The organism is Opitutaceae bacterium, from assembly GCA_015075305.1.
GTDB lineage: Bacteria > Verrucomicrobiota > Verrucomicrobiia > Opitutales > Opitutaceae > UBA6669.
This window is the reverse complement of the sequence record JABTUS010000009.1, coordinates 266,896-291,210: the sequence shown is the minus strand read 5'-3', so window position 1 is coordinate 291,210 and position 24,315 is coordinate 266,896. Positions and strand designations below refer to the sequence as shown.

The 24,315-nt window shown below is 59.9% G+C and carries 26 protein-coding genes; 8 read left to right on the top strand and 18 right to left on the bottom strand.

The features are described from left to right. Window positions 1-54 precede the first annotated feature (54 nt). The 11 genes from HS122_17555 to HS122_17505 all read right to left on the bottom strand — a co-directional run bounded on the left by HS122_17555 (window position 55) and on the right by HS122_17505 (window position 9,011). On the bottom strand, window positions 55-582 hold the full coding sequence (locus HS122_17555) for a hypothetical protein (protein ID MBE7540204.1): 528 nt from the start codon (window positions 580-582) through the stop codon (window positions 55-57). A 3-nt stretch (window positions 583-585) separates the two neighbouring features. Then, the gene (locus tag HS122_17550) at window positions 586-2,115 is read right to left on the bottom strand and encodes a hypothetical protein (GenBank protein ID MBE7540203.1); all 1,530 of its coding nucleotides are present in this window, start codon (window positions 2,113-2,115) and stop codon (window positions 586-588) included. A 122-nt stretch (window positions 2,116-2,237) separates the two neighbouring features. After that, window positions 2,238-2,648 (bottom strand): PIN domain-containing protein, encoded by a 411-nt coding sequence (locus HS122_17545; GenBank protein MBE7540202.1) that lies wholly within the window; start codon window positions 2,646-2,648, stop codon window positions 2,238-2,240. Continuing rightward, window positions 2,645-2,893, bottom strand: coding sequence for an AbrB/MazE/SpoVT family DNA-binding domain-containing protein (locus tag HS122_17540; GenBank protein ID MBE7540201.1), 249 nt, complete (start codon window positions 2,891-2,893; stop codon window positions 2,645-2,647). Before HS122_17540 ends, HS122_17545 begins: the two co-directional genes overlap by 4 nt. Window positions 2,894-3,133: 240 nt before the next feature. Further along, window positions 3,134-3,634 carry a helix-turn-helix domain containing protein gene (locus tag HS122_17535; protein MBE7540200.1) on the bottom strand — a complete coding sequence of 167 codons (501 nt, stop codon included), beginning with the start codon at window positions 3,632-3,634 and terminating at the stop codon, window positions 3,134-3,136. 53 nt (window positions 3,635-3,687) lie between these two features. After that, entirely contained in the window at window positions 3,688-3,903 is a 216-nt protein-coding gene (locus HS122_17530) for a hypothetical protein (GenBank protein MBE7540199.1), read from the bottom strand. A gap of 4 nt (window positions 3,904-3,907) precedes the next feature. Further along, window positions 3,908-5,419 carry a sulfatase gene (locus tag HS122_17525; protein MBE7540198.1) on the bottom strand — a complete coding sequence of 504 codons (1,512 nt, stop codon included), beginning with the start codon at window positions 5,417-5,419 and terminating at the stop codon, window positions 3,908-3,910. A gap of 342 nt (window positions 5,420-5,761) precedes the next feature. After that, on the bottom strand, window positions 5,762-6,205 hold the full coding sequence (locus tag HS122_17520) for a DUF2721 domain-containing protein (protein ID MBE7540197.1): 444 nt from the start codon (window positions 6,203-6,205) through the stop codon (window positions 5,762-5,764). A gap of 44 nt (window positions 6,206-6,249) precedes the next feature. Further along, window positions 6,250-6,666, bottom strand: coding sequence for a type II toxin-antitoxin system death-on-curing family toxin (locus tag HS122_17515; GenBank protein ID MBE7540196.1), 417 nt, complete (start codon window positions 6,664-6,666; stop codon window positions 6,250-6,252). Between the two features lie 2 nt (window positions 6,667-6,668). Further along, window positions 6,669-6,896, bottom strand: coding sequence for a hypothetical protein (locus HS122_17510; protein MBE7540195.1), 228 nt, complete (start codon window positions 6,894-6,896; stop codon window positions 6,669-6,671). A gap of 360 nt (window positions 6,897-7,256) precedes the next feature. Then, on the bottom strand, window positions 7,257-9,011 hold the full coding sequence (locus tag HS122_17505; protein MBE7540194.1) for a sulfatase-like hydrolase/transferase: 1,755 nt from the start codon (window positions 9,009-9,011) through the stop codon (window positions 7,257-7,259). Window positions 9,012-9,347: 336 nt separating this feature from the next. Between HS122_17505 and HS122_17500 the strand changes: the two genes are divergently transcribed. The 4 genes from HS122_17500 (at window position 9,348) to HS122_17485 (ending at window position 11,427) form a co-directional block, all read left to right on the top strand. Next, window positions 9,348-9,983, top strand: a complete 636-nt coding sequence (locus tag HS122_17500; GenBank protein ID MBE7540193.1) for a sigma-70 family RNA polymerase sigma factor — start codon at window positions 9,348-9,350, stop codon at window positions 9,981-9,983. Next, on the top strand, window positions 9,974-10,408 hold the full coding sequence (locus tag HS122_17495; protein ID MBE7540192.1) for a hypothetical protein: 435 nt from the start codon (window positions 9,974-9,976) through the stop codon (window positions 10,406-10,408). The genes HS122_17500 and HS122_17495 overlap by 10 nt, the downstream gene beginning before the upstream one ends. Before the next feature lie 106 nt (window positions 10,409-10,514). Further along, window positions 10,515-10,895: a hypothetical protein gene (locus HS122_17490; GenBank protein ID MBE7540191.1), complete on the top strand. Its 381-nt coding sequence runs from the start codon at window positions 10,515-10,517 to the stop codon at window positions 10,893-10,895. A gap of 43 nt (window positions 10,896-10,938) precedes the next feature. Next, window positions 10,939-11,427 carry a zf-HC2 domain-containing protein gene (locus HS122_17485; protein MBE7540190.1) on the top strand — a complete coding sequence of 163 codons (489 nt, stop codon included), beginning with the start codon at window positions 10,939-10,941 and terminating at the stop codon, window positions 11,425-11,427. Between the two features lie 52 nt (window positions 11,428-11,479). Here the strand turns inward: HS122_17485 and pheA are convergent, their stop codons facing one another. Both pheA and scpB read right to left on the bottom strand, forming a co-directional pair. After that, window positions 11,480-12,559 (bottom strand): prephenate dehydratase, encoded by a 1,080-nt coding sequence (gene pheA, locus HS122_17480; protein MBE7540189.1) that lies wholly within the window; start codon window positions 12,557-12,559, stop codon window positions 11,480-11,482. Then, window positions 12,559-13,557: an SMC-Scp complex subunit ScpB gene (gene scpB / locus HS122_17475; GenBank protein ID MBE7540188.1), complete on the bottom strand. Its 999-nt coding sequence runs from the start codon at window positions 13,555-13,557 to the stop codon at window positions 12,559-12,561. Before scpB ends, pheA begins: the two co-directional genes overlap by 1 nt. Window positions 13,558-13,670: 113 nt before the next feature. Between scpB and ilvD the strand changes: the two genes are divergently transcribed. The 4 genes from ilvD to HS122_17455 all read left to right on the top strand — a co-directional run bounded on the left by ilvD (window position 13,671) and on the right by HS122_17455 (window position 19,119). Then, the gene (gene ilvD, locus HS122_17470) at window positions 13,671-15,371 is read left to right on the top strand and encodes a dihydroxy-acid dehydratase (protein MBE7540187.1); all 1,701 of its coding nucleotides are present in this window, start codon (window positions 13,671-13,673) and stop codon (window positions 15,369-15,371) included. Between the two features lie 95 nt (window positions 15,372-15,466). Beyond that, window positions 15,467-17,035, top strand: a complete 1,569-nt coding sequence (locus HS122_17465; protein ID MBE7540186.1) for a glucose-6-phosphate isomerase — start codon at window positions 15,467-15,469, stop codon at window positions 17,033-17,035. A 372-nt stretch (window positions 17,036-17,407) separates the two neighbouring features. Then, on the top strand, window positions 17,408-18,130 hold the full coding sequence (gene rsmI / locus HS122_17460) for a 16S rRNA (cytidine(1402)-2'-O)-methyltransferase (GenBank protein ID MBE7540185.1): 723 nt from the start codon (window positions 17,408-17,410) through the stop codon (window positions 18,128-18,130). Then, window positions 18,127-19,119 carry a phosphatase gene (locus HS122_17455; GenBank protein MBE7540184.1) on the top strand — a complete coding sequence of 331 codons (993 nt, stop codon included), beginning with the start codon at window positions 18,127-18,129 and terminating at the stop codon, window positions 19,117-19,119. Before rsmI ends, HS122_17455 begins: the two co-directional genes overlap by 4 nt. A gap of 34 nt (window positions 19,120-19,153) precedes the next feature. Here the strand turns inward: HS122_17455 and HS122_17450 are convergent, their stop codons facing one another. From HS122_17450 to HS122_17430, 5 genes are all read right to left on the bottom strand, one after another. Beyond that, on the bottom strand, window positions 19,154-19,606 hold the full coding sequence (locus tag HS122_17450; protein MBE7540183.1) for a S24/S26 family peptidase: 453 nt from the start codon (window positions 19,604-19,606) through the stop codon (window positions 19,154-19,156). Between the two features lie 247 nt (window positions 19,607-19,853). Next, window positions 19,854-21,524: a 30S ribosomal protein S1 gene (gene rpsA / locus HS122_17445; protein MBE7540182.1), complete on the bottom strand. Its 1,671-nt coding sequence runs from the start codon at window positions 21,522-21,524 to the stop codon at window positions 19,854-19,856. Between the two features lie 261 nt (window positions 21,525-21,785). Then, the gene (locus tag HS122_17440; GenBank protein MBE7540181.1) at window positions 21,786-22,259 is read right to left on the bottom strand and encodes a hypothetical protein; all 474 of its coding nucleotides are present in this window, start codon (window positions 22,257-22,259) and stop codon (window positions 21,786-21,788) included. A 16-nt stretch (window positions 22,260-22,275) separates the two neighbouring features. Continuing rightward, complete coding sequence (locus tag HS122_17435) at window positions 22,276-23,280, bottom strand: agmatine deiminase family protein (protein ID MBE7540180.1); 1,005 nt, start codon at window positions 23,278-23,280, stop codon at window positions 22,276-22,278. A gap of 121 nt (window positions 23,281-23,401) precedes the next feature. Continuing rightward, the gene (locus tag HS122_17430) at window positions 23,402-24,280 is read right to left on the bottom strand and encodes a carbon-nitrogen hydrolase (protein ID MBE7540179.1); all 879 of its coding nucleotides are present in this window, start codon (window positions 24,278-24,280) and stop codon (window positions 23,402-23,404) included. Window positions 24,281-24,315 lie beyond the last annotated feature (35 nt).

Below are 24,315 nucleotides of genomic sequence, written 5' to 3'. Positions count from 1 at the left end.
CCTATGTCCCCGGATCATACCGGATCATACCCATATTCCGGTGTTAAACGCTGGTTAGAGGGTTCTAGCGGATATCTTTTCTAAAACTAATATAAGGACATTCTGCAAATCCTTGAATCGTGGATCTGCAAGTAGCAACTCAATATCAGCACGCATTGCTGCGTCGCCCGTAGCCGCCAGCGCATTTGCTAAAGCAAATCGCAATTCACCGTGCGGCATTTCAGCCCTAAGCTTCAATTGGTGCAAGATAACTTGAGCAGGCCGACCCCTTGCTTCCGGAACCGTTAACGCACGAGCGATGCCTTCTAAATTTCGCACATGATAATTCAGTTGGAGGTGCTTAACCAGCACAGGGATTGCCTCGCTATATTTGGTCTTGGTGTTTACAAGATCCCAAACCGAGTTTACCGTACACCCCGCTCTAGTGAGTTCGGCAACCAATGGTTGCTCGTCAGCCCGTAGCAGCGCCTCAAGCTCCCGACGCTTCTGTTCACGTTGCTGATCTCTACGAACAAAACCGTGGTTTTGGCTCAACTGCTTCAACAACTCACAAGCGGTGACTGGATTCCTTTTTTTACTCATCGCTTAGCCTCCGGGGGAAAAAGTCCTAAGCACAATTTCTCCTCTCTCAATGGCTTCCACCAGGGGACCAGAAAGCTCTGCGCCCTCTCGTACCCATAGCTGAAAGGTCAATCCATTCTGGCCGGCATATGCTGCATAATCCCTTAGTTGCTGAGTGTATGATAGGCTGCCAACACTCTTTACTTCATTCAATGTTGTGCCGGTAAGACCATCGACGACCCTCAATTGATTCGACCCCGGAATTCTGATCGCTGTTTTTTCGCCGATATCTTCCAGCGCCCGAACTACACTCTCCCCTGCCGCGCCGACTCGACGGATTTCTGCCATAGCCTCTCGTCGGGCTGCGCCCGTAAGACCTCGCAATGCTTCCGTGACAAGCGCTTTAAGGAGAAAAACATCGGTAATCGCCATTGCTGTGTTGATAGAACCCCATCCCCAGCGGCCATTTTCGAAATCATCTATCGCTGCGCGCCCGCTACCGTAAATTGGCACAAAACTCCCCCAAAAACCAGGCTGACCGATAGTCCCTCCGCTTGTCGATTCGACAACAAAGGGAGCCATTTCAATAGGAGAACCTCCAACGGCCAAACTTTCCCCGCTTGGACCGGCTGCGCCGTATGATTGCTCACCACGAGCTATCATCTCAAGCTCACCTCTGGTCATTACTAGATCGAAATCTGCTGCGTCTGAAACCTCTGACAAGCTTTGTCCCGGATGGCTATGTGTAAGTGTCTCTCCCTTGCCTAAGAATAATTTGGCGTCACGGTTGATTTCCACATCAAGAATCTTCCGTGCCTCTTCCGGTGCAACCATGCCCAGTATATCCCACCGATCGACAGGATTGTTGCCACAAAACCCATACAGATTGATCCCACCTTGCTCCCCAATTGGATCCCTCCCAATAAATCGCCCATTTCTCGCTTCATAGTACCTTCGCCCATAATACGACCAGCCGGTCTCCACATCCCGCCACTTGGTCGAGAACTTGAACGCGTACGTGCTGACGGCATTGTCCAGCACCTCGTCGCGGAGCATTTCGCCGAAGGGGGTGTATTCGTAGGACGCGGCGAGGGCTCCGGTGCCGAGGTTGACGAGGGACGCCACGTTGCCGTTGCCGTCGTAGGTCGGCAGGTAGGTCTGGCCGGTTGGCGTGTTCGCAAATTGCAGCAGGGCGCCCACGCCGCCAGCCTTTGTCAGCGATGACGCAAGGTCAATGCCCCACGCATACGTGCGCTGGAGCTTGTCCAGGGTCGTGCCCGCCGCCACGGAATATTCCGCGATCACATCCCAGCCGTTGTAGATGAAACGCTGCGACGTAAGCTCCGTCGAAGTGACGCCGTCCATCACTTGTTTCTGCACGCGGCGGCCGAGGTAGTCGTACGTGAAATTGAGGATACGATGCGCGAAGCCGGCGCTTCTGGCGGCGACGGCTGTTTCCAAACGGACAAGCCGGTTCTCGGCATCCCACTGGTAGTCCCAGATCCCATCCGAGAGCGTGTTGCCATCGAGGTCGTAACTGAAACTCTGCGCCACGGCGGGCAACTGCGCCGCGCGAGACGGAAAACATCGGCACCACGTGCTTTTTCAGCAAACTCTCAAATTCACGGCAGTTCATCTGTGCAGCCATCGGGGGTTCACGATATAGTGGCACCCAGCTACGCAAGTTCTTCTGCCAGCCAGTCGCCCGGTGTCCGAATCAGCATCCCGTAAACTTGCCCACCAAGCTTGCCCTGAAAATCGGCGCGGTCCCACGTCACGAGTACCTCGCACTTTTCCGCCAACGCCGTGGTGACGACCGGGCGATCTTTGGAGACCGGAAAGACGAGAGGCTTCTCGGAAGACACCCGATCCTTCACAAAACGAATCGCGCCCTCGATTTCCGTCTCGAAAGTCAGCGAGGCATTCAACCCGACTTTGGGTAGGTTGCGCAGCACTTCCGTCCGACAATATTGGCAACTGAGAAGCGTCCAGCGATGTTTGGCCGCAAGCGAAATGAGCGCCCGGCTGGCGCCTGTAGCCGACCCCGACGCGGCCAGCAGGACGCTCGTGTCGAGAAAGACCTTCACTGTTTCAGGATACCCTTGCGGCGGAGGGCTTCACCGGCCTTCTCGTCTTCCTCGGTCCAAGCCCGAATCGTCGATTCCGGGATGTCGCGGACGGGCACGGCGGTGGCCACTTCCAGGACGAGTTTGCCGTTCTTTTCTTCGGCGAGAACGAGTGGATTTTCCATGCGGTCGAGGCCAAGCTTCCGGCGGTAGGCCGGAGGAAGCGTGATCGTGCCTCGTTTCGATACGGGAAGGACTTGTGGCATGCCGTAATCATGCATTGCCGCATTGCTGCAGTCAAGTTCACCTGTCCGATCTCCGTATGGCATTGGTATGTTGTTGGTTAAAGCACCCTGCCCGGTGCGCCTCAATTGCATCGCCGCTGGCAAGCTCCACTTCGCTCTCCAGCTTTCCTGCTGCGGGAGGGGCGCTGGGTATCGAATTGCGGTGGAGTAGTGGGCGCGGTATCCACGACGGCCGGCCATTCTTTCGGTTATCCCCCAGCGTCAGTTAGTGCTCCCTGCTGTCGACAATTGCACTTCCCTGCCAGGGCAGCGGGATTTGTAGGAGTCGTTGGGATGCGTCGGTGTCGTCAGTGCACGGCGCGGCACCGTGTAGAGGCCCGGCTTGCGTCGCGGACGCTGACTCAAGCCGTGACGCCGCAGGATCGCTGCTATGGTGCTGCATGCCGGCGGCCGCCGGATGCCGTGGTCGCGGCGCAACAATTTGCGCAGCTTCTTCGGCCCCCACGTCCGGTGCCTGCGGCGCAACCGCACGATCAGCCCCTGGATCTGCCCAGCGGTCTGGTGCGAGCATCCTTGCGGACGGCGGCTGCGCTCGCGCAATCCCGCGGTGCCTTCCCGACGGTAACGCTTCCACCACTTGTGGCCGGTCTTCCGGCTGACGTGAAAGTCCGCGCACAATTCCGTAAACGTGAAGCGGCCCGTGGCCGCGAGACTGACAAACCGATGCTTCTGTTCCATGAGGGTTTCTTCGTTCCAGGCCATAGCCTGAAAGTGTAACCCATGTCCCCGGACAGTTTGTTACTCATGTCCCCGGATCATACCGTAAGCGCAGCTCCGGCTGCATCCTCCACCCGGTGGATGATCTCGCGGCCCCAGGGAAAGTCGTGGTACTCAAAGAGCGTTTCACGGACTGAGACCAGGTCCGTCCCCTTGAACACGCGCAGTTCCTCGACGTTGCCGGCTGCGTTGGTTGACTGCGAACGCTCCTCGACCTCCAGGCCGCCGGGACTCGTGCGGCGACATTCCGCCAATCGTTCAGTCCTCTCCAGACTTGCCGATTGGAAAATCTGAATCGGGCCTGTTGTTGAATCGGCGCCCAAAGGTGCTGCGCGACCAGCCCTCCATTTTGTCGTCAAGTTTCTGAATCTCCTCCGCCGATTCAAAAACGCGACCGTGATCATTCGATTCCTCGATCCATTTCTCCAGAGCGGAGCGCAACCTCGCGAGAGCGGCAACATCCTCGGGCTTTTTGGAATCGACCAGATTCCTTGTTTCATAGGGATCTGAATCAAGGTCGTAGAATTCTTCCGGCGGCATGTGAGGTGCAAACAAAGCCTCCTGCACGGCGTTCAGCTTGCCCGCAAAATGCAGGCGCCGGATCGCCGGGATCGCCACGTACTGGTTCTCCTTGTAGCGGTTGAGCGCAAAGAACGTCTTCTCCGGTGTGAAATTGCGGATGTAGCGATATTTCGCGTCGCGCACAGTGCGCAGGCGAAAGACCGTTTCGTCGCAGCGGTCCCTGGCTCCGAAGGCATATTCCCGAGGCGCGTCGGCATTCGGTCCGAAAAGAATCCTTCCCTGCATGGCGGGCGGTTTTGGAATACCGGCGAGCGCGAGCGTCGTGGGCGTGAGGTCGATCGCCTCGACTATCCGGCCGCTCACAGTCCCCGGCTTGAATCCCGCCGGCGCAGGCAGCCCTCTGGGCCAGCGCATGATCAACGGCACCCTCAGGCCGCTGTCATAACACCACTGCTTGCCACGAATGTGAGCCTGTCCATGGTCCCCCTGAAAAATCACCAGGGTGTTGTCCGCGAGCCCCTCGCGCTCGAGCAGCGCGAGCACCTCGCCGATCTTCACATCCAACGCGGAGGCATCATCAAGATAGTTGGCCCAGTCGTCGCGCACCTCCGGACAGTCGGGATAGTAGGACGGGATCTCCACCTTCGCGGGATCCGCGCGCCGCGCGGCGGGAAACGCCCGGCCGGTCGCGATTGTCGACGCGGCGTTCCGGTGCGTCTCGGGAAAATTGATCTGCGCATAAAAGGGCTGGTGACTCTTCAAGTCCGACCAGCGGTCGGAATCGAATGGCTTGCCCGGGTAGTAGAAATTCCAATCCGTCTTACCGGCTCCGGTGAACGTGATCGGCGCGGGAAAATGCCGGATGTTCGCCGTGAAGTAGCCTGCGGGACGCATCCAGTCCGTGATGACCTTCACGCCCGCAGGGAGCGGATGATCGGGTCCGCGGTTCGAGCGATGATTCTGTGCATTGATCGTCGTTTGATACATGCCCGTCATCATCGCGGAGCGGCTCGCCGAGCACACCGGAGCCGTTGTGAAAGCACGGTCAAACCGCATGCCCTCCGTCGCCATGCGATCAAGGTTCGGACTCCACACCTCTTTCGTGCCGTAGCACCCGAGGTGCGGGCTGAAATCCTCGGCAAATATCCAAAGGACATTCAGCGGCTTGACCTGCTTCGCAGGCGCCGCGTGCGCGACAACTCCGATCGCCAGGGCACAAATCAGGGACAATCGTTTCAGGACATTCATGGGATTACTCGAGTGTGGAGGATTCAACAAACGGATCGATACGCTGACGCCACCTTTCGGAGGTGGCGACAGCCAATCTTGTCATATCGTTGAATAAAACAATCACGGTCTCTTCCGCAGTCGCCCATACGATTTCCGCAACCGATACATCTCATCCGTTTGGAACAACCGAACCGACGCCAGGTGGATGACACACTATCTGCGCTCCCTGAAGTTCTGCGGATCATCGGAGAATGGCCGGTGCGACGGCCTGCTCCCCAATCGCCTGCGGTCCGGGAGCAAGAGAGCCGTGCTCCATTCGTTCGACCTGGGGAAGGCATTTGGCTGCCGTCCCGCGGGCAATCAGCCGTCTGATCCGCCCGAAACCTCCAGTTCCAGATCTAGAGCGACAAGTGACAAATTGATATCCCGAAGAAAACTGACGAGGGCGACGATGAGAAACAAGAGGCACGACACAAACAGCGCCGCGCTTGTCAGCGTGCCATCGAAACGAAGGAAGGCGGAAAGGAAAAGTGCGATCACCAACACGGCCGCCATCAAGACGCACAACGTCGATGATCGGATCGCACGTCGAAGCAGGCGCGCCCGGCGGACAAGGATCGACAATTGTGCATCAACGCGAGTCCGCTCACCGCCAGTACAGCTTCGTCGAAGCGCGCCAAGCTGCCTGGACCGATCCACGACTCGCGCAAGGCGGTTGGTCATCGACAGGATGAGCAACCCGACGCCTGAAATCAGAACAACCGGGCTGACGGCAGCCTGCAGAATGGATACAAGGTCACTCAAGAGCATGGTATGGAGCGGGCGGGATGACTGAACCTCGACTCCCTCTACTCTGCTTCCTTGATGCCGATATCCGCCAGAAGATCCTTGAACTGCCCCATCACCGCTTCGCGTTTCATTTTTCCATCGGCTATTGCGAGTATCTGTGCTTCGGCTTCTGCCCAACGTTTCATCGGAATCTCCACATCTCGACCGTTCAGGCTCAAGAAAGTCAGTGCTGCAGCCAACGCGGTGCGTTTGTTTCCGTCGGCGAAGCCATGATTGCTGGCGATAAAAAACAGGTAGGCCGCGGCTTTGTCAAACAGACCGGGATAGAGGTCTCTTCCGTTGAACGAACTCTTTGGCATCTCGATCGCTGACTCCACCATCTCCCGCGCATGATAGCCCACTTTGCCGCCATGTTCCTCCAAGGTCGCATCATGAATCGCGGCGACGTGTTCGAGCGTCAAGTAGATGACGGCCACGTCTACGCCAGACGGCGAAACAGTCCGTCGTGCTTGCGAATGATGCTACTAGCCCGCTTCTTCACCTCGTCAACGGGAACGGTTTCACGGGCAGGAGTGAGCACAATCGCTCCGTTGTGTGCCACCGTGATATTCACCAAATCGCCCGTCGAAAGACGCGCCATATCCATCAGCGCCTGATCGAAAATCAGGCCCTGCGAATTGCCGATGCGGGTGATAGCCTTAACCATGATTAGCGAAATTGCCGGTAAAACTAAGTTTTATCTAATTGCCGTCAAGTCGCATTCACAATTCATGACGAATGTTCCCCGTACCATCAAAATCGCAGACGGATGGACAGATAGTTTCATTATGGAGGGACTTTCGGTTCGATCGCATTTTCGGCGTTTTATCCCTATCACGCAAGAAATTGTAGTGAATCCGTGATTCGGGAGGCGCGACGTCGATGCTCGCTGCGAACGCGCCTTTCCCGCCCAACGGCAATGTTGCAGACGGCACGGAGCCATGGCGCGGCGGATTGGGCACGCACGATCACCGCCGCTTCACGACAGCACCCGCTCCGACGATGGATGCTCCCCACGTCCTCCCTCTCAAGGAAGAAGGGTCATTGCAACGGCCTGCACCTCCATCGCCTGCGACCCGGGAATCTCAATGGCACGTAGCGTCAGATCGCAGGTGCCCGCAGGCAGATCCATCTCTCCCATTCGGAAAGGACGGAAATCCTTCGTGTAGGATTCCTCACGTTTGACCCGGTCATTGGCTGCCCCAAGCAATGGCGGATCGTTGGCAACCTCAAGCCTGGCCAGAATCCGCGCCTGCCCGACGGTCGCCTCGATCATCGCGCCGACATCCGCCGCCGGGCACGCATAGTAAACTTCGATGCGATAGCGTCCCGCAGTCAGCACTTCAATCGGCCAGGTGATGCTGTCCCTGGCCGACGTCCAATGTGTGAAATAGGAGGAGTTCGGCCAGCGGGCGCTTCGCAGGATTCCACCACTGGGAATTCCTTCGCCCGCGGGCACCTCGGATCTCGGCAATGCACAGTAGCCCACGGGATAGGGCCGGCTCCGTGGCGCCGGTGATGTCACCTCTCGTTTCCAGTCTTCGACCGCCTGCTTCAGGCGCGCAGCAACCGCGGGATTTTCCTTTGAGATGTCCGTCGTCTGTTGCGGATCCTTCGTGATGTCAAAGAGGGCGCCGCCCGGATCGATGCGATGTTCCGCCGACCTCACGCTGACCTTCCCGTTGTTTTCCGCAAACAGCAACCGATCCGGCGCGGGGGCACCCCTCTCAATGCATGCGCGAAGACTCACCCCATCGAGCGGCTTCTTCGAATGGAGCGCAATGCCGGCCATGTCCGCCAGTGTTGGAAACAGATCGATCACGCCAGCAATCCCGTCCAGGCGAGCATCGACCGGAACATGGCCCGGCCACCGGATGATGCAGGGCGAGCGCACGCCGCCCTCATCGACCGACGCCTTCCTTCCCTTCATTCCCGCATTCCAACGCCAGCTGTTCGGGCCGTTGTCGCTGAAATAGACCACAATCGTGCTCCCAGTGAGGTTCAGTGCGTCCAGACGATCCAGCACACGGCCGACATTGTCGTCGATATTCTCCGTCATCGCCAGCACGGCGCGGGTGAAATCCGGATCCTCCACCTGGCCCGCGGGCGGTGTGCCGCGCTGAGTGATTTCGCGCCCGGCGAATCGACCCCAGTACCTGTCCGGAACCTGCATCGGCGAATGCGGTGTGGGGAGCGCAAGGTAGCAAAGGAACGGCTGCCCTCGATTTGCCTCGATGAAGTCACACGCATGCTTCGTCACGTCATCCGGCAGGTATCCGGAGCTTCGAACGCGCCGGCCATTGTGCTCCACCTGGGCATCGAAATAGCTCGGCCAGTGCCCCTGCGTGTATCCATAAAATTCTGAAAACCCCCGCGCATTCGGATGGTACGGCCCCTGCCCGCCATTGTGCCATTTCCCAAAGAGCCCCGTTGAATACCCCGCATCCTTGAACACATCCGCGATGGTGCGTTCGTCCAGATTCAAGCGTTCATTTCCATTCTGCACTCCGCGAACGCCCACGCGCGTGTGATAGCGGCCGGTCAGAAATTCCGCCCGCGTCGGCGCGCAGACGGGTGAGACATAGAAGTGACCTAGAACGACACCCGTCTTCGACAGCGCATCGATTCGCGGAGTGGAAACCATCCGGTTCCCGTTGAAACCAAGGTCCCCCCATCCCTGGTCATCGGCGAGAATGACGACGACATTCGGTGGCTGGGCGGACGGGGATGAACGCATCGGCAGCACGAGCACCACCGAAAACACGGACACGGCAACAAACAGCGGTTTCACGGAAAAAACCCCATGCCAGATCGCCACGAATTTCTCAAAGCAATTGAAGACCGCCGTCGATTCAACGCACCAGCGGTGAATCACCAATGAGGCTGCACGAACGTCCGCGATGCGGCACACACGTCCCGCGCCACACAGATGCTTGTGAAGCGCGGATGACGACGATGTGCATGCGGTTCCGTCTTCCGCGGGAATTTGTCGGTCTGGCGCCTCAAACGTCAAGCGCACGCACGCTTTGGCGACGCTTGGTATCCGCACCGCACCTATCAGCGTCAGTAGGAAAAGCGCCATGCGAGAGGACTTGCACGGCACGCATCCGCCTCCAACATGCCGCCAGCCTCCATGGCCGATCAGGAAAAGGCCCTCCCCACAGACCACAATTCCGCCGATGCCGAATCAGACCTGATCGCGCGGGCGCGGAATGGCGAGGCGCAGGCATTTGGCCTGCTCATGCAATCGCACCATGAAGGGGTATTCAGGCGGGTCTTCTCCATTGTCCGCAATCACGAGGATGCCCGCGATCTCTGCCAGGACATCTGGTTCTCCGCATGGAAACAATTGGGGAGCTTTCGAGGCGAGGCACGGTTCGCGACCTGGATGTTCACTCTCGCGACGCGGCGCGCGATCGATCACGTGCGGAAACGCCGCCGCTGGTTCGACCGTTTCCTGCCCTTCAGCCGGAACGACGGCGATTCAACGACCGCACATGAAATGGAATTCCCGGATCCGGGGCCCGGCCCCAGCGAGCATGTCGAAGAACACGAGCGGGCGGAGCGTCTCGAAAAGGCGCTCGCCGGGCTGCCCGCAGTTCCACGCGCCGTGCTCGCCATGCGTGAGCTCGAAGGTTTATCCTACGCCGAAATCGCCGCCACGCTCAACTGCCCGGTCGGAACCGTCATGTCCCGCCTCCACCACGCCCGTCGACTTCTGCTCAAGCAACTCAAGGATCTGCCATGCGACTGACTCTCCACCTCCTCATGCTATTCGCCTTCGCCACGCTGGCCGTTCCCACGCCGGGAGCCGCCGCCGAGATCAAGGCATTGCTTGTGACCGCTTCGCGGAGCCCTGGGCCTTCGGATCCGGAACTCAAGCCCTACGTGCCGACCCTGAGACGAATCCTCCGTTTCGAGAGCTTTCGGCTCGTCGGCGAAGGCAGCACGCGCCTCCACGCTCCGGGCAAGGGAGGGATCGTCCTGGGCGGAGGTCACCAACTCCAACTCGAGATCGAAGGCAGAAACAGCGATCGCATCGATGCCACCTGGGTGCGTGGAAAAAGCACACTCATGAAAACAGGACTGGCGCTTCGTCCGGGCGTTCCTGCGGTTCTGGGTGGACCCGGAACAGGCAGGGATGGGGATGCCTACGCAATCATTGTCATCGCACGATGATCGCCTGGCTGTTCAAGCAGCTTACAATAAGTCGCTTACGAAACTCGTGATTTCACGGAATAAATCGGCGATGAGAATCGTCAGATTGAGCGGACACCAAAATATCATGAAAACAAAAATCCTCTCAATCACCGCAGCACTGGCAGCCCTGACTTCCCTTGCCTCACCTGTTCGGGCAGGCGATAGGGGCGACAAGGTTGCCGCCGCCATCGGCGGCTTCATCGGAGGCGTCATCGTTGGTTCGCATTTCGACCGGGGTGATCGTTGCAGCCCGCCCGTGGTCGTACGGGGTCACTCCCATGGCCATTGGGAAACCGTCAGCAGGCGCGTCTGGATTCCCGCAAGGTGGGTGGTGACAGTCGACTCCTGCGGCCGCCGCATGAGAAGCCAGGTGGGGGGGTGCTACGAGACTCGCACGGAGCGTGTCTGGATTGACCACGGATACAACGACCGTGTGGTTGTCAGCAATGGCTATGGTCGCTATTGATCGTTCCGCCCTCCAACAGAATTGACTGCAGGTGCCTCAGGCAATGTCCACATGCCGCACAATTGAACCCCTGTTGCTGAGCGAGCCCGATGGCGGCCTTACCGTCGACGAACTCGCGGAGCTGGAGGCCCATTGCGCGGCATGTGCATCCTGCGGTCGACAACGCCGGCTGCTTTCCGCCGCCTCGGCGGCGATGAGGAAGGCCAGTCTTGAGGCAGCGGTGCCTTCCGCCAGCGCCGAATGGACAACACTGCAGGACCGCATCCGCGCACGGCGTCCGGCAAATTCTCCCAGGACCTCAAGTCCGTGGTTTCGATGGGGCGTTCCAGCTCTTTCCCTCGGAGCCGCCGCAGCCCTTGCCCTCGTGCTGCATTTTCGCGCGCCGGCTTCGTCGATGAATTCCCGCGGACCACTTGCCCACGCCGACTTTGTCCAGGCTGACGGTGCCACATCGACGCTCGTCTACGTCGATCCCGAAAGCGGCTGGCTCATCGTCTGGGCGGATTCACCGGCCGCTCAATTGAAAGGATAGTACATCCCCGCAGCCGCTGGAAGCCGCTCCTGGCTCGGGTCCGCAACGATCACTAGGCCACAGACGGGTAGCTTCCCAACCACTTCACAAGGGGACAAAATGCCTTCAATTCGGAGAGGGCCTGCTTCAGTTCGGGTTCGTCGAAGTGGCCTTTTACGTCGATGAAGAAATAGTAGTCCCAGGGGCGTTTCTTGCTCGGCCGCGATTCGATCTTCGAGAGATTGATCCCGCGTTCTGCAAGCGGCATGAGCATCTTGAGCAGCGCGCCCGAGCGTCCTGACGCCTCATCGCCAAGGGAAATCAGAAAGCTGGAGATGTCCCGCCCATTGCCAACGTGGCCCGAGGGTTTCTTGCCGAGCACAAAAAAACGAGTCGTGTTGTCAGCCTTGTCTTGGATGTTTTTCGCGACGACCGGGACCCCGTGGAACTGGGCGGCAAGTTCACTCGCGATTGCCGCTGCACCGGTTTCCTCCCTGGCGATCTGCACGGCCCGCGAGGTGCTGGCAGCATCGATCAACTGGGCGTGCGGCAGGTGGCGCTGCAGCCAGTTGCGACACTGCGCAATGGCCTGATCCTTGGAATACACCTTCTGGATCTTCTCAATCGACGAGTTCGAAATCAGGGCGTGAGTGATCTCCAGATACACCTGCGCAACGATCTTCAGATCGCTCTCAACGAAGCAGTCGAGCGTCTCGCGCACACTGCCCTCCGTCGAATTCTCGATCGGAATCACCGCATAGTCCGCCTCACCCTTTTCAACGGCGGTGAAGATGTCCCCAATCGACGTCATGGCGTGGTAATCCACGCTCGCGCCGAACTTCTTCATCGCGGCGGCGTGCGTGTTCGTCGCCTCCGGGCCAAGAAACGCGATGAGCAGCGGCTTCTCCAGCGCGATCGCCGCCGACATGATTTCGCGGTAGATGGCCTTCAACGCGTCGTTTTTGATCGGACCGCGGTTCAACTCGCACACTTTCCGGAACACCGCATCCTCCCGCTCCGCCACATAGATGCGTCCGCCCTGGCTGCGCTTCACTTTCCCAATTTCCGCGGCAAGTGAAAGACGCTGATTCAGCAGTTCGACAATCTGCAGGTCGAGGGAGTCTATCTGGGAACGAATGTGTGCGAGGTCCATCAGGCCGAATGTGAATTCTTCTGATCGTCCTTCGGCGCTTCCGCAAGCGGCGTCGGCGTGATTTCCATCACACTGCCCCGCCCCCCTTCATCCGGCGCCTCAATGTCCGGCAACTCCGCCGGTCCCGGGACCGCATGTTCAATGGCAACCGACTCACGATTGGGTGAGGAACCCTCGCCTTCCTCGAGTGGCAGGCCCATTTCCGCATCCGTAAGGGGTTTCGGATTGATCGCGCTCTTCAGCCACTCGTCAATCTGACGGGGCGACAGCACGTCTGAGGACGGAAGCTCCACGAGGGATTTCACGCCGACGAAATCGAGAAATCTGTCCGTCGTCCCGTATTGCAGCGGCCGGCCGGGCAGGTCGGCCCGCCCGACGACATAGATCATGTCGCGCTCCAGGAGCTTGCCCAGCCCCGCCTCCGCGGAAACTCCCCGGATCGTTTCAATCTCCGTGCGCGTGACAGGCTGGCGGTAGGCGATGATCGCCAGAGTCTCCAGCGCCGATTGCGTCAACTTCACCGGCGGAGGCTCATCGCGCAGGATGCGAATCCATCTCGCGTAGCGGGGATGCGTGACCAGACGGTAGCCCGTTGGGCCCTCGACGAGCAGGAAGACGCCATTCTCCTCGCGAATCGCAGCGGCAAGCGCTTCCATCGCCTCCCGAATCTGCGTCGCCGTCACCAGCGACGGCACATCCAGGTACAATTCGACACTCTCCGGTTCGGTAACCGCCGGCTCGGGTTCAGTTGCTGGACTTTCGACTGCCTGTGCATCCGCCGATGCCGATGAATCCTGGCCCGCGGAAGTGTCAGCGCCTGAATTGACTTCGGTCGAGGACTGGGAGGGAGCCGGCGCATCCGTATCCCGCGCCGGCGCCAGAGGCAGTACAGCCTGTTCATGAAACCGTGCGAAGGCAGCCTGAATGTCCTTGATGGCAAGAGGCTGGCTCGACGAAAAGAGGAGCGCCTTGAGTACTTTCTGAAGATTGAACGCCATGCCGCGAAAAGCGCTTTGATGCTGGCCTCCTTCCACCGAAGCAACCCCGAAAGAAACGGAAAACACCGCTTGCCCGTGAAGCGGTCATTTGGTTTCATTGATCCGATTTTCCCATGAGCTCCACAGCAGACCCGCAACGCCCCTATTCCTCCATCGTGCTCGACGGCCCGGACCGCGCTCCCAACCGCTCCATGCTGCGCGCCGTCGGCTTCAAAGACGGCGATTTCAAAAAGCCCGTCGTCGGCATAGCATCAACCTGGAGCATGGTCACACCCTGCAACATGCACATCGACCAGCTCGCCCGCGAAGCGGAGGCAGGCGCCAATGCGGCGGGGGGCAAAGCCATCATTTTTGGAACGATCACCGTATCGGACGCCATTTCCATGGGCACGTCGGGCATGCGCTACTCGCTTGTCTCGCGCGAGGTGATCGCCGACTCGATCGAAACCGTCACAGGCGCGGAGGGTTTCGACGCCCTGGTCACCATCGGCGGATGCGACAAGAACATGCCAGGCTGCGTCATGGCCATGACACGCCTGAACCGGCCCAGCGTGTTTGTCTACGGAGGAACCATCCTGCCAGGCATCCATCCCGACTCAAAGGCGGAATGCGATATTGTCTCGGTGTTTGAAGCTGTGGGAAGACACGCCGCCCACACGCTCGACGACAAGGGCCTCGCGACCATCGAAGGCTGCTCGATTCCCGGTCCTGGTTCCTGCGGCGGCATGTACACCGCCAATACCATGGCCTCCGCAATCGAGGCACTGGGACTCAGCCTGCCAAACAGCTCCGCCCAGCTCGCAGTCGGTGCCGAAAAGAAGGACGACTGCCGCCGCGCCGGTGCCGCCGCGCTCGCCCTGCTCAAGGCAGGTATCCGGCCAAGCGACATCCTGACGAAAAAGGCATTTGAAAACGCCATCACCGTCGTGATCGCCCTCGCTGGCTCGACCAATGCCGTGCTCCACCTGCTTGCCATGGCGCACACCGCCAAAGTCAAACTGTCGATCGATGACTTTACACGCATCGGCAAGCGCGTCCCGGTTCTGGCCGATCTGAAACCATCCGGAAAATACAACATGTCCCACCTGGTCCGCGTCGGTGGCCTTCCCCCGCTCATGAAGGTGCTCCTCGACGCAGGCCTGCTTCACGGCGATGTGCTTACCGTGACCGGCAAGACGCTGGCTGAGAACCTGAAGGATGTACGTCCTTATCCGGTCGATCAGGACGTTGTTCGTCCTCTCTCCAATCCAATCAAGCCCGACAGCCACCTGCGCATTCTCTATGGCAATCTCGCTCCCGAGGGGGCCGTTGCCAAGATCACCGGAAAGGAGGGCCTTCGTTTTGAGGGCAAGGCGATCACGTTCGAGTCGGAGGAGGCCGCCCTGCACGGAATTCTCGATGGCAAGGTCAAGGCCGGCCACGTCGTCGTCATCCGCAATGAGGGGCCGCGCGGCGGCCCCGGCATGCGTGAAATGCTGGGACCCACCAGCGCCATCATGGGCAAGGGCCTCGGCAAGGACGTCGCCCTGATCACGGACGGCCGTTTCTCAGGCGGAAGCCACGGGTTCGTTGTGGGCCACATCACCCCCGAAGCCGCCATCGGGGGCCCCATCGCGATCATTCGAAACGGCGACCCGATTTCGATCGACGCCGTCAGGAATGAACTCTCGCTGAATCTGCCTGCAAAGGAAATCAAGGCCCGCCTCAAGGCGTGGAAACCGAAGAAGCCAAAGGAGACTCGCGGGGTGCTGGCGAAATACGCCGCCTTGGTCACCACCGCGTCCGAGGGCGCCGTGACGGACAAGTATCTCTGACAACTCGACGGATCCGTCCGGGGCCTGGAGGTCGCCCCGGATGGTCCAGTTGATTCGGCCTCACACACGCATCATTTCACCAGGAAAACCGCCTCATGAGCTGGTCCCGATTCAAGAAATACCTGTACCAGAACCCCGATCTCGGCCTTTCCGTCGACATCAGCCGCATCCCGTTTCCGGACGGATTCCTGGCGACAATGGAAAAGCCGATGCAGTCGGCTTACGCTGCGATGAAAGCTTTGGAAACGGGCGCCATTTCCAATCCGGACGAAAATCGAATGGTGGGACACTATTGGCTAAGGGCTCCCGAACTTGCTCCAACCGCCGGATTGAAGGCAGAGATCTCTCAGACTCTGGGTGCGATCAAGGCGTTCGCCTCAAAGGTGCACGAGGGCGTGGTACATGGTCCTTCAGGCAAGTTCACCCATCTGCTGGTGGTCGGCATCGGGGGATCCGCGCTCGGCCCGCAGTTTGTTCATCATGCGCTGGGCCGCCCCGGCAAGGACCGCATGGCCGTCTCCTTCTTCGACAACACGGACCCCGATGGCATCGACTACGTTCTCGCCGGCCTCGCTGGCAGGCTTCCCACGACTCTGGTCGTGGTGATTTCAAAATCGGGCGGCACCCCGGAGACCCGCAACGGCCAGCTTGAGGCCGCAATGGCATTCAAGGCGGCGGGACTCGATTTCAGCCGGCATGCGGTTGCTGTGACAGGGGCGGGCTCGAGGCTCGACCAGACCGCCGAAAAGGAGGGATGGCTTGCACGATTTCCCATGTGGGACTGGGTTGGAGGCCGCACTTCGGAGCTGAGCGCAGTCGGCCTGCTGCCAGCCGCGCTTCAGGGCATCGATATCGATGCCCTGCTCGCGGGTGCATCCGCTGTCGACACCGTCACCCGCGGCACGACCACCTCGGAAAATCCCGCCGCGTTGATTGCATTGATGTGGTACTTCGCCACAGAGGCTCGCGGATCGAAGGACATGGTTGTGCTCCCCTACAAGGACCGTCTGCTGCTCTTCTCACGTTATCTCCAGCAGCTCGTGATGGAATCCCTTGGAAAGGAGCTCGATCTTCAGGGCCGCGTCGTGAATCAGGGCATCGCGGTTTACGGAAACAAGGGCTCCACGGACCAGCACGCCTATGTCCAGCAGCTCCGGGAGGGCGTTAACAACTTCTTCGTCACCTTCATCGAAGTCCTGAAGGATCGCGCCGGCACCTCGCTCGAGGTCGATCCTGGAGTAACCTCCGGCGACTACCTCCAGGGGTTCCTGCTCGGAACACGCGATGCCCTGTCGGAGAAGGATCGCTCTTCGCTGACCATCACCGTGAACGAGATTTCACCGCGAACGATCGGCATGCTCATCGCCCTCTACGAGCGGGTTGTCGGACTGTACGCTTCCCTGATCGGCATCAACGCCTACCACCAGCCCGGAGTCGAGGCTGGGAAGAAGGCGGCGGGCGGCGTGCTCGTCATCAAGGTCAAGGTGGCGGCTGCACTGGCATCCATGCCGGGCAAGGCTCACACGCCGGAATCGCTGGCCGCGCACATTGGCGCCCCCGAACACACAGAACAGGTCTACAAGATCCTCGAGCGCCTGGTCGCCAATGGCCTTGCCAAAAGACAAGGCAAAAGCCCTTGGTACGAAAGCACTTATTCCGTATGAAATTGCGCCGTCGTAGTGTTGGCACCCAACATTTGATGGAACAATGAATACGGTCAGCTTGCCCAATCAGCGATCGATCTCCAACTTCGCAAAAACATGAAACACCTGCCCCGTGTCCTCTTTGCCTTGCTTATCCTGGCTGGTTGCTTCGCCGCATCCGGCTGCACCTCCCAGCGGGATACTTCAATTCCGTGGAGCCGCCCGGCCAATTGGGAGGGGCAGGTTCCCGGGATGGGGCAGACCCCAGGGGCGGGCCGGTAGCACGAATCGAAAGGTTCAGACAGTTTCAATCCGGCGCGCGTTGCGCCGGATTTCTTTCTTCGCCCAGTCACGGGCATTGCGACAATCCAGCGCTTGTTCCTCTCTCGTTGCATGACTGACGCGTCTCACAACCGCTCGCTCGTGCCGACACCGGGGCATCTGTACGTCATCGCAACACCGATCGGAAATCTCGCCGACGTATCCGAACGCGCCAGAGCTCTTCTTGGCGCCGTGGATGTCGTGGCATGCGAAGACACACGCACGACAGGCGCTCTGCTCTCACGTTTTGGACTGCGCCGCGAGTTGGTTTCCTACCACGAACACAATGAGGAGAAGGTGGCCGATGAACTCGCCGAGCGAATCCGCGGCGGAGCATCAGTGGCGGTTGTCAGCGACGCGGGAACACCCGGCTTGAGCGACCCCGGCTTTCGCCTCGTCAGGGCCTGCCGCCGACTGGGTCTTCCCGTGGTTCCGGTGCCGGGCCCCACCGCGCTGGCGGCCGTACTGAGCGCCTCCGGTCTGCCCACCCACGGTTTTCTGTTCGTGGGTTTCCTTCCGCCAAGATCCGCCGCACGAACCGCTTTTCTCAACAAGTATCGCGATTTTGACTACACCCTTGTGGTCTATGAAAGCTGCCATCGCATCCTCAAGTTTGCCGATGAAATCGTGGCATGCCTGGGACCTGATCGTGTCGTCTGCATCGCCAAGGAGGTGACCAAGCTCCACGAACTGTTCCTCGTTGGACGTAGCGGCGAAGTCCGCGAGCGGCTCGCGACTGTCAGCATCAAGGGGGAGTTTGTCGCCCTGATTGCCCCTCCTTCCTTCACACTTTGATCAAAAGCGCAATGACCGGCATGACCCAGGATTCAGCCAGCCCTACCGTTGCCGTGATCGACATCGGCAGCAATTCCATCAAGGTTCTCGTCGCACACCGGACGGCGGGGGGACGCATCCATTCCCTGGATTCTCATGCGCTGGAGGTGCGCATCAGCGCTGGAATCAGCGGAAGTCCCCCGCGTCTGGGTGAGGAGGGAATGCAATCCGGAGTCGAAGCCGTGGCGGCACTCGTCGAGCGCAGTCGCACGTTTCATCCCGGAACAATCCAGGTGGTGGCGACCAGCGCGGTGCGTGACGCCGTGAACGGCTCTGACTTCTGCGCACGGATCAAGGCGGCCACGGGCATTGGCGTGCGTGTGCTTGCGGGCGAGGAGGAGGCCAGCCTGATAGGCCGCGGCCTGCTCACCGATCCGACGGTGAAGGACTTCAACGATTTCTACCTCTTTGATCTTGGCGGAGGCAGTCTCGAATGCCTCCGCTTCCACGCCCGCCGGGTGATCCAGGCGGTCAGCCTCCCGCTGGGCTGCGTTCGATTGACCGAAAGCTGCGTCTCGGATCGCACGCAGCCATTCACAGCGGAGGCTCGCGCGGCCGTCACGACGCAGGTGAAGACCGTCTTGAAGTCCAGCGCCTTCACCTTCTCCCTCGGGAGGGGCGCGGACGCCCTTTTCATCGGCGGCACCATGACGACAACCCGCTTCATGCTCGCGGCAGCCGCCGGCATTTCATCCAGTCGCGCGCCCACCCGCCTCCCGGTTTCCGACATCCGGTCGCTGCTCGACCGCGTCGCTGCCATGAGACTGGAGGATCGCGCGCGTTTGCGCGAACTGCCGGCAGCTCGCGCCGACGTGCTCCCCACCGCGCTCGCCACGGTGCTGGCGGTTGCTGAGCTTGGTCACATCACGGAGTTCCACACTTCATTCCACAACCTCCGCTGGGGCATCGCGGATGAAGCGCTTCCGCCTTTGCAGGCGACGCAGCGCTGAAAGACCTGCGCTTGGCACCCAGGTGCCCATCCTCTTATCGCGCGGGTGCGGCCAGCACCAGCGGTGTCAAGGCCATCAGTTGCGCGAGCTGGACCGGGTCTTTCACCGGATCCGATGAATGCGGATCAAAAACGGCATAAACCGCGCCTATCAGGTTTGTCCCATTGACGGTCGTGGAATCGGCGTGACGATTGTTGTAGCCGCGGACCTGCCAGCCGTCCGGAGTCGCCCTCGTCACCCGGTGGACCACGGTCTCCCCGAACCGATTGACATACGCGGCAATCACACCCACGCGTATCGAATTTCCTGATACGGGACGAACGACAAGCACGGCTCCATCCGAAAAGAACGGAACCATGGAATCGCCTGAAACGCGCACGACCCTTGAGCCGGGATGGCGACCGGCCAGTGCATGGGCATCCCGCAATGCCACTTCGAGGCCGGCGGTCGCGGGCTTCGCATCCGTGCCGCCGCGGACGGAGGTCACGCAAAGCAGCCCCGAGACCAGCAGTGTCGACAAAATCGGGAAGGCTCTCACGCCACCCATCATCGTCCAGTCCCGGCGTCTTCGCCAACAGGAGGATACCGGGTTTGATGAGGGCGAATCCCCTAGATCACCCCGGCGCATTCCCCCAATGCCGCGATCCAGGCGCACAAACGCCCGCACGGTTTGACTCGTGCGGGCGCTTGTTGGAAAGCCTCCGCGCTGGCGGAGCTTGGAATGATTCGAGCGACTACTTGCGCTGCGCCTCGTCGAGAATGTCGCCGAGGTTCATCATGTCGTTGCCGGTGTTCTGGCGGTTGAGCGCGTCGTAGGTCGCGGTCTCGGCGGCGAGCTGCTCGGATGAGTAGTTCGCAGCCTTGATCGAGAGGCCGAGGCGGCGCTCGTCGCGATCGATCTTGATGACGCGCGCCGTGACAGCCTGGTCGGGCTTCAGCACATCCTTCACCTTCTCGATCCGCTCCTCGCTGATCTGCGAGATGTGCACAAGGCCGTCGATGTTGTCCTTGAGCTCCACAAACGCGCCGAAGGAGGTGATCTTCGTGACCTTGCCCTGCACGACGTCGCCGATCTTGAAGAACGAATCGATGTCCGTCCAGGGATCGACCGCAATCTGCTTCATGCCGAGGCTGATGCGCTGCTGCGACGGGTCGACATCGAGGACGATCGCGTCCACTTCGTCGCCCTTCTTCAGCATTTCGGTCGGATGATTGACCTTGCGCGTCCACGACATGTCGGAAACGTGGACCATGCCGTCGATGCCCTCCTCGAGTTCGATGAAGGCGCCGTAGGCGGTCATGTTCCGAACCTTGCCGCGAACACGGGCGCCGATCGGATAGTTGTGGCGGACCATGTCCCACGGATTCGGTTCGAGCTGGCGCAGGCCGAGCGAGATCTTTTGGTCCTCCTTCTGGATGCCAAGCACGACCGCGTCGAGTTCCTGGCCGACCTTGAGGACCTCCGAAGGCTTGGTGATGCGCTTCGTCCAGGACATCTCGGTGATGTGCACGAGGCCTTCGACGCCCGGCTCGATTTCAATGAAGGCTCCGTACGGAACGAGATTGACCACCTTGCCGTGCACCTTGGCGCCGACGGGATACTTGTGCTCAATCTCGTCCCAGGGATTCTTCGTGGTCTGCTTCAGTCCAAGCGAAACGCGTTCCTTTTCACGATTCACCTCGATGATCATGACCTGGATCTCCTCACCCTGCTTCACCATCTCGGACGGATGGGCGATGCGGCCCCAGCTCATGTCCGTGATGTGGAGCAGTCCGTCCATGCCGTCGAGGTCGATGAACGCACCGAAGTCGGTGATGTTCTTCACCACGCCCTTGCGGATCTGGCCGGGCTCGATCGAGTCGAGCAGCGCGCGGCGCTTGCTTGAGCGCTGCTCCTCGATCAGCTCGCGGCGGGAGAGGACGATGTTCTTGCGGTCGAGATTGATCTTGAGAACCTTGAAGTCGTAGGTCTGCCCCACGTACTGATCCAAATTCTTGGGCGGCTGCACGTCGATGTGCGAGGCCGGCAGGAAGGAGTCGACGCCGATGTTGACGATCAGGCCGCCCTTGACCTTCGCGCGCACGCGACCGGAGGCAATTGAGCCCTCCGGGAACCGGGTGAGAATGTTGTCCCAGTTCTTCTTCTGTTCCGCCTTGTCGTACGACACGACCGGATTGCCCGTCTTGTCCTCGAGCTTCTCGAGGAAGACATCGATCGTTGAACCGATCTGGAGTTCGCCAAGGTCAACGAACTCGCTCGCCGGAATGATTGCCTCCGCCTTGGCGCCGATATCGACGATCACTTCATTCTGGCGAATTTCTGTGATGACTCCGGGGACGATGGCACCCTCCTTGAGAAGACCGAGGGAAGTCTGAGCCAAAAGCTCTTCCATTACTGAACTCATGTGCAAAAACGACGGGAAGCCGCTGTTCCAATGCCGCATCTCATCGCGAAGGCTCCTGGGAGCCGTGGTTGAAGGTTGATTTGTCTGAACGGGCCGGTGGGAACCGTGCGGCAACACCAGCCCGACCATGAACAGTGCCGCGAGGTGTCAGAATCGCCTGTTCAGGAGCACCTCCGCAAGCGGATTCTCCCCTGTACCCGCGATTCGCTTTGATCGGGGGTCCGGCAACGCAATCAACCTGCCCTACAGGGCGGGTGTCAGCTAAGGTGCGCCGGGTTTCGGCAATTGACCGGCAATCCTGCCAAAGAGCACGTCATACAACGAAGTATTCTTCACGGCATTTTCCGTGGCGCGACCGGGGCCCTTGTTGAAATCGTTCTCCAGCATTTCAGTGAATAACGCCGCGATTTCACACCCTTCGGCAACGGGAGAGATCCTGACCTGCAGGCGTAGTTGTCGAGTCGTTCTGAGCGTTTCACCCGTGGCGATCGCATTGTAGGCCTCGATCACGCCCTGTGCGGCGCCCGAACGCGTGATCTTGTAACCCATGTCAACAATCGAGGCGCGTGCGGCGTCAAAGACCTCGCGCTGGGTTGCCGCAAAAACATGAGTCTGGAAAACCGGTCCGTGAATCTTCTCGCGCACACCGGCACTGAAGTCGGAACGCACGGCTTCACAGCCGAAAAAACCGAGACATGCGACAAGGGCGAAGGCCGGCGGGAGAATTGTTTTCACGATGGTTCGCGGTTTTTCAGGCGGGTTGTTGTTGGGAAATGCAATGCAGGGTGCCAAGTCCCCAGACGAGATCGAGACAGTCAATTTGAACAACCTCTCGTCCGGGAAAGCAATCCGCCAGCACCTCCGCGGCCATTGCATCGCGTTTGGGCTGCCGAAACGCCGGCATCAGAACGGCACCATTGATCACCAGAAAATTCGCATAGCTGGCCGGCAACCGCTGGCCTTCACAGAAGGCGGGCTTTGGCATGGGGAGCTCGGCGATTCTGAACTTTTTCCCAGTCGGCGTGCGAAAGGAGGCCAGTCGCTCGGAATTCTCCGCAAGGATGCGGTGATTGGCGTCGCGCCTGTTGGGCTCGACGACGGTCACAATTCCATCGCCCGCGAAAAACCGACTGATGTCGTCAATGTGCCCATCCGTATCGTCACCGACAATCCCGTCGCCGAGCCACAGTATCGATTTTACGCCGAGATAGTCGCGAAGGTTCTGCTCAATCTGTTCCTTCGTGAGGCCGGGGTTCCTGTTCCGGTTCAAGAGACAGGCCTCCGTTGTCAAAAGCAGTCCCTCGCCGTTCACATCGATCGATCCGCCTTCGAGCACCATCTTCTTTTCGAAACGTCGCATGCCAAGAGCCCTGGCCACTTTTGGCGGGATGAGGTTGTCCCTCTTATACGGGGGGTATTTGTCGCCCCACGCATTGTACATCCAGTCCGTCACCGCCACTTCACCAGTGCGATCGTTCCTGACAAAGATCGGCCCGTGATCGCGGCACCAGGCATCGTCCGTTGCATGGTTGTACAGGAAGACCCTTTCGAGGTTCGCCCCCGCCCTTTCAATCAACGAGCGGGCCCGCCTTTGAAGTGGAGCGGCGATGTTGATGCGGACCTTTTCAAAGCGGCTGATCTGGGCGACTATGCCCGCAAACACCGCCGGGATGCGCCGGAAATGCCCCGGCCAGCTCGCGCGCTTGTGCGGCCAAGACAGCCACACCGCATCCTGCGGCTCCCACTCAGCGGGCATTCGAAAGCCCAGTTGCGCGGGCTTGGGATCGTCCGCAGAATCTGCGGCGGCGGAACGGGGACGTACGGAACGACGTGGCATGAAGGCGAATGTTCGACGAGTCGGCGGCCGGGAAAATCCATCAGTCGATGAATCGCCGCGTCAGGTCGCCATAGGCATCGATTCGCCGGTCGCGAAGAAACGGCCAGTGGGTGCGAGTCACGTCAACCTTGCCGAGATCGATGTCTGCCAGCAGGATCTCCTCCCTGTCGACCGAGGCCTTGGCCAGGATCTGGCCGCTGGTTCCCGCGACAAAACTCTGCCCCCAAAATTCGAGCCCTGCTCCGCCTATGGGCGTCTCGTGGCCGACGCGATTGACCGAGGCCACAAAGCAGCCGTTGGCAACGGCGTGGGAGCGCTGAATCGTCTCCCATGCACCGTGCTGATTGACGCCATACTCGGCCTTCTCTCCCGGATGCCACCCGATCGCCGTGGGATAGAAAAGTATCTCCGCTCCCTGCAGCGATGTCAGCCGCGCACCTTCCGGGTACCACTGGTCCCAGCAGATCAGGACACCGATCCTGCCATACCGCGTCCGCCAGGCTCGAAAGCCGGTGTCGCCCGGTGTGAAGTAGAATTTCTCGTAGAAAAGCGGATCATCGGGAATGTGCATCTTCCGATATATCCCGAGCACGGCTCCGCCCGCATCAATGATCACCGCCGTGTTGTGATACAGACCGGACGCGCGCCGTTCGAACAGCGAGGCGATGATGACCACGTTGTGCTTCCTCGCGATCTTCTGGAACGCCGCGGTGCTGGGCCCGGGGATCGACTCCGCAAGACTGAAATTCGCGTGGTCCTCGCTCTGACAGAAATACTGGGAGCGGAAAAGTTCCTGGGTGCAGATGATTTTTGCGCCCTTTTTCGCCGCGGTCTCAGTCAGCGACAGAGCCTTCTTGAGGTTCTCCGCTGGTTTCGCCGAGCAGGAATGTTGGAGCAGACCGAGAGTGACCGTGGCCATGGCAGGAATCGTTGCGTTGCAATGAAATGGCGTAG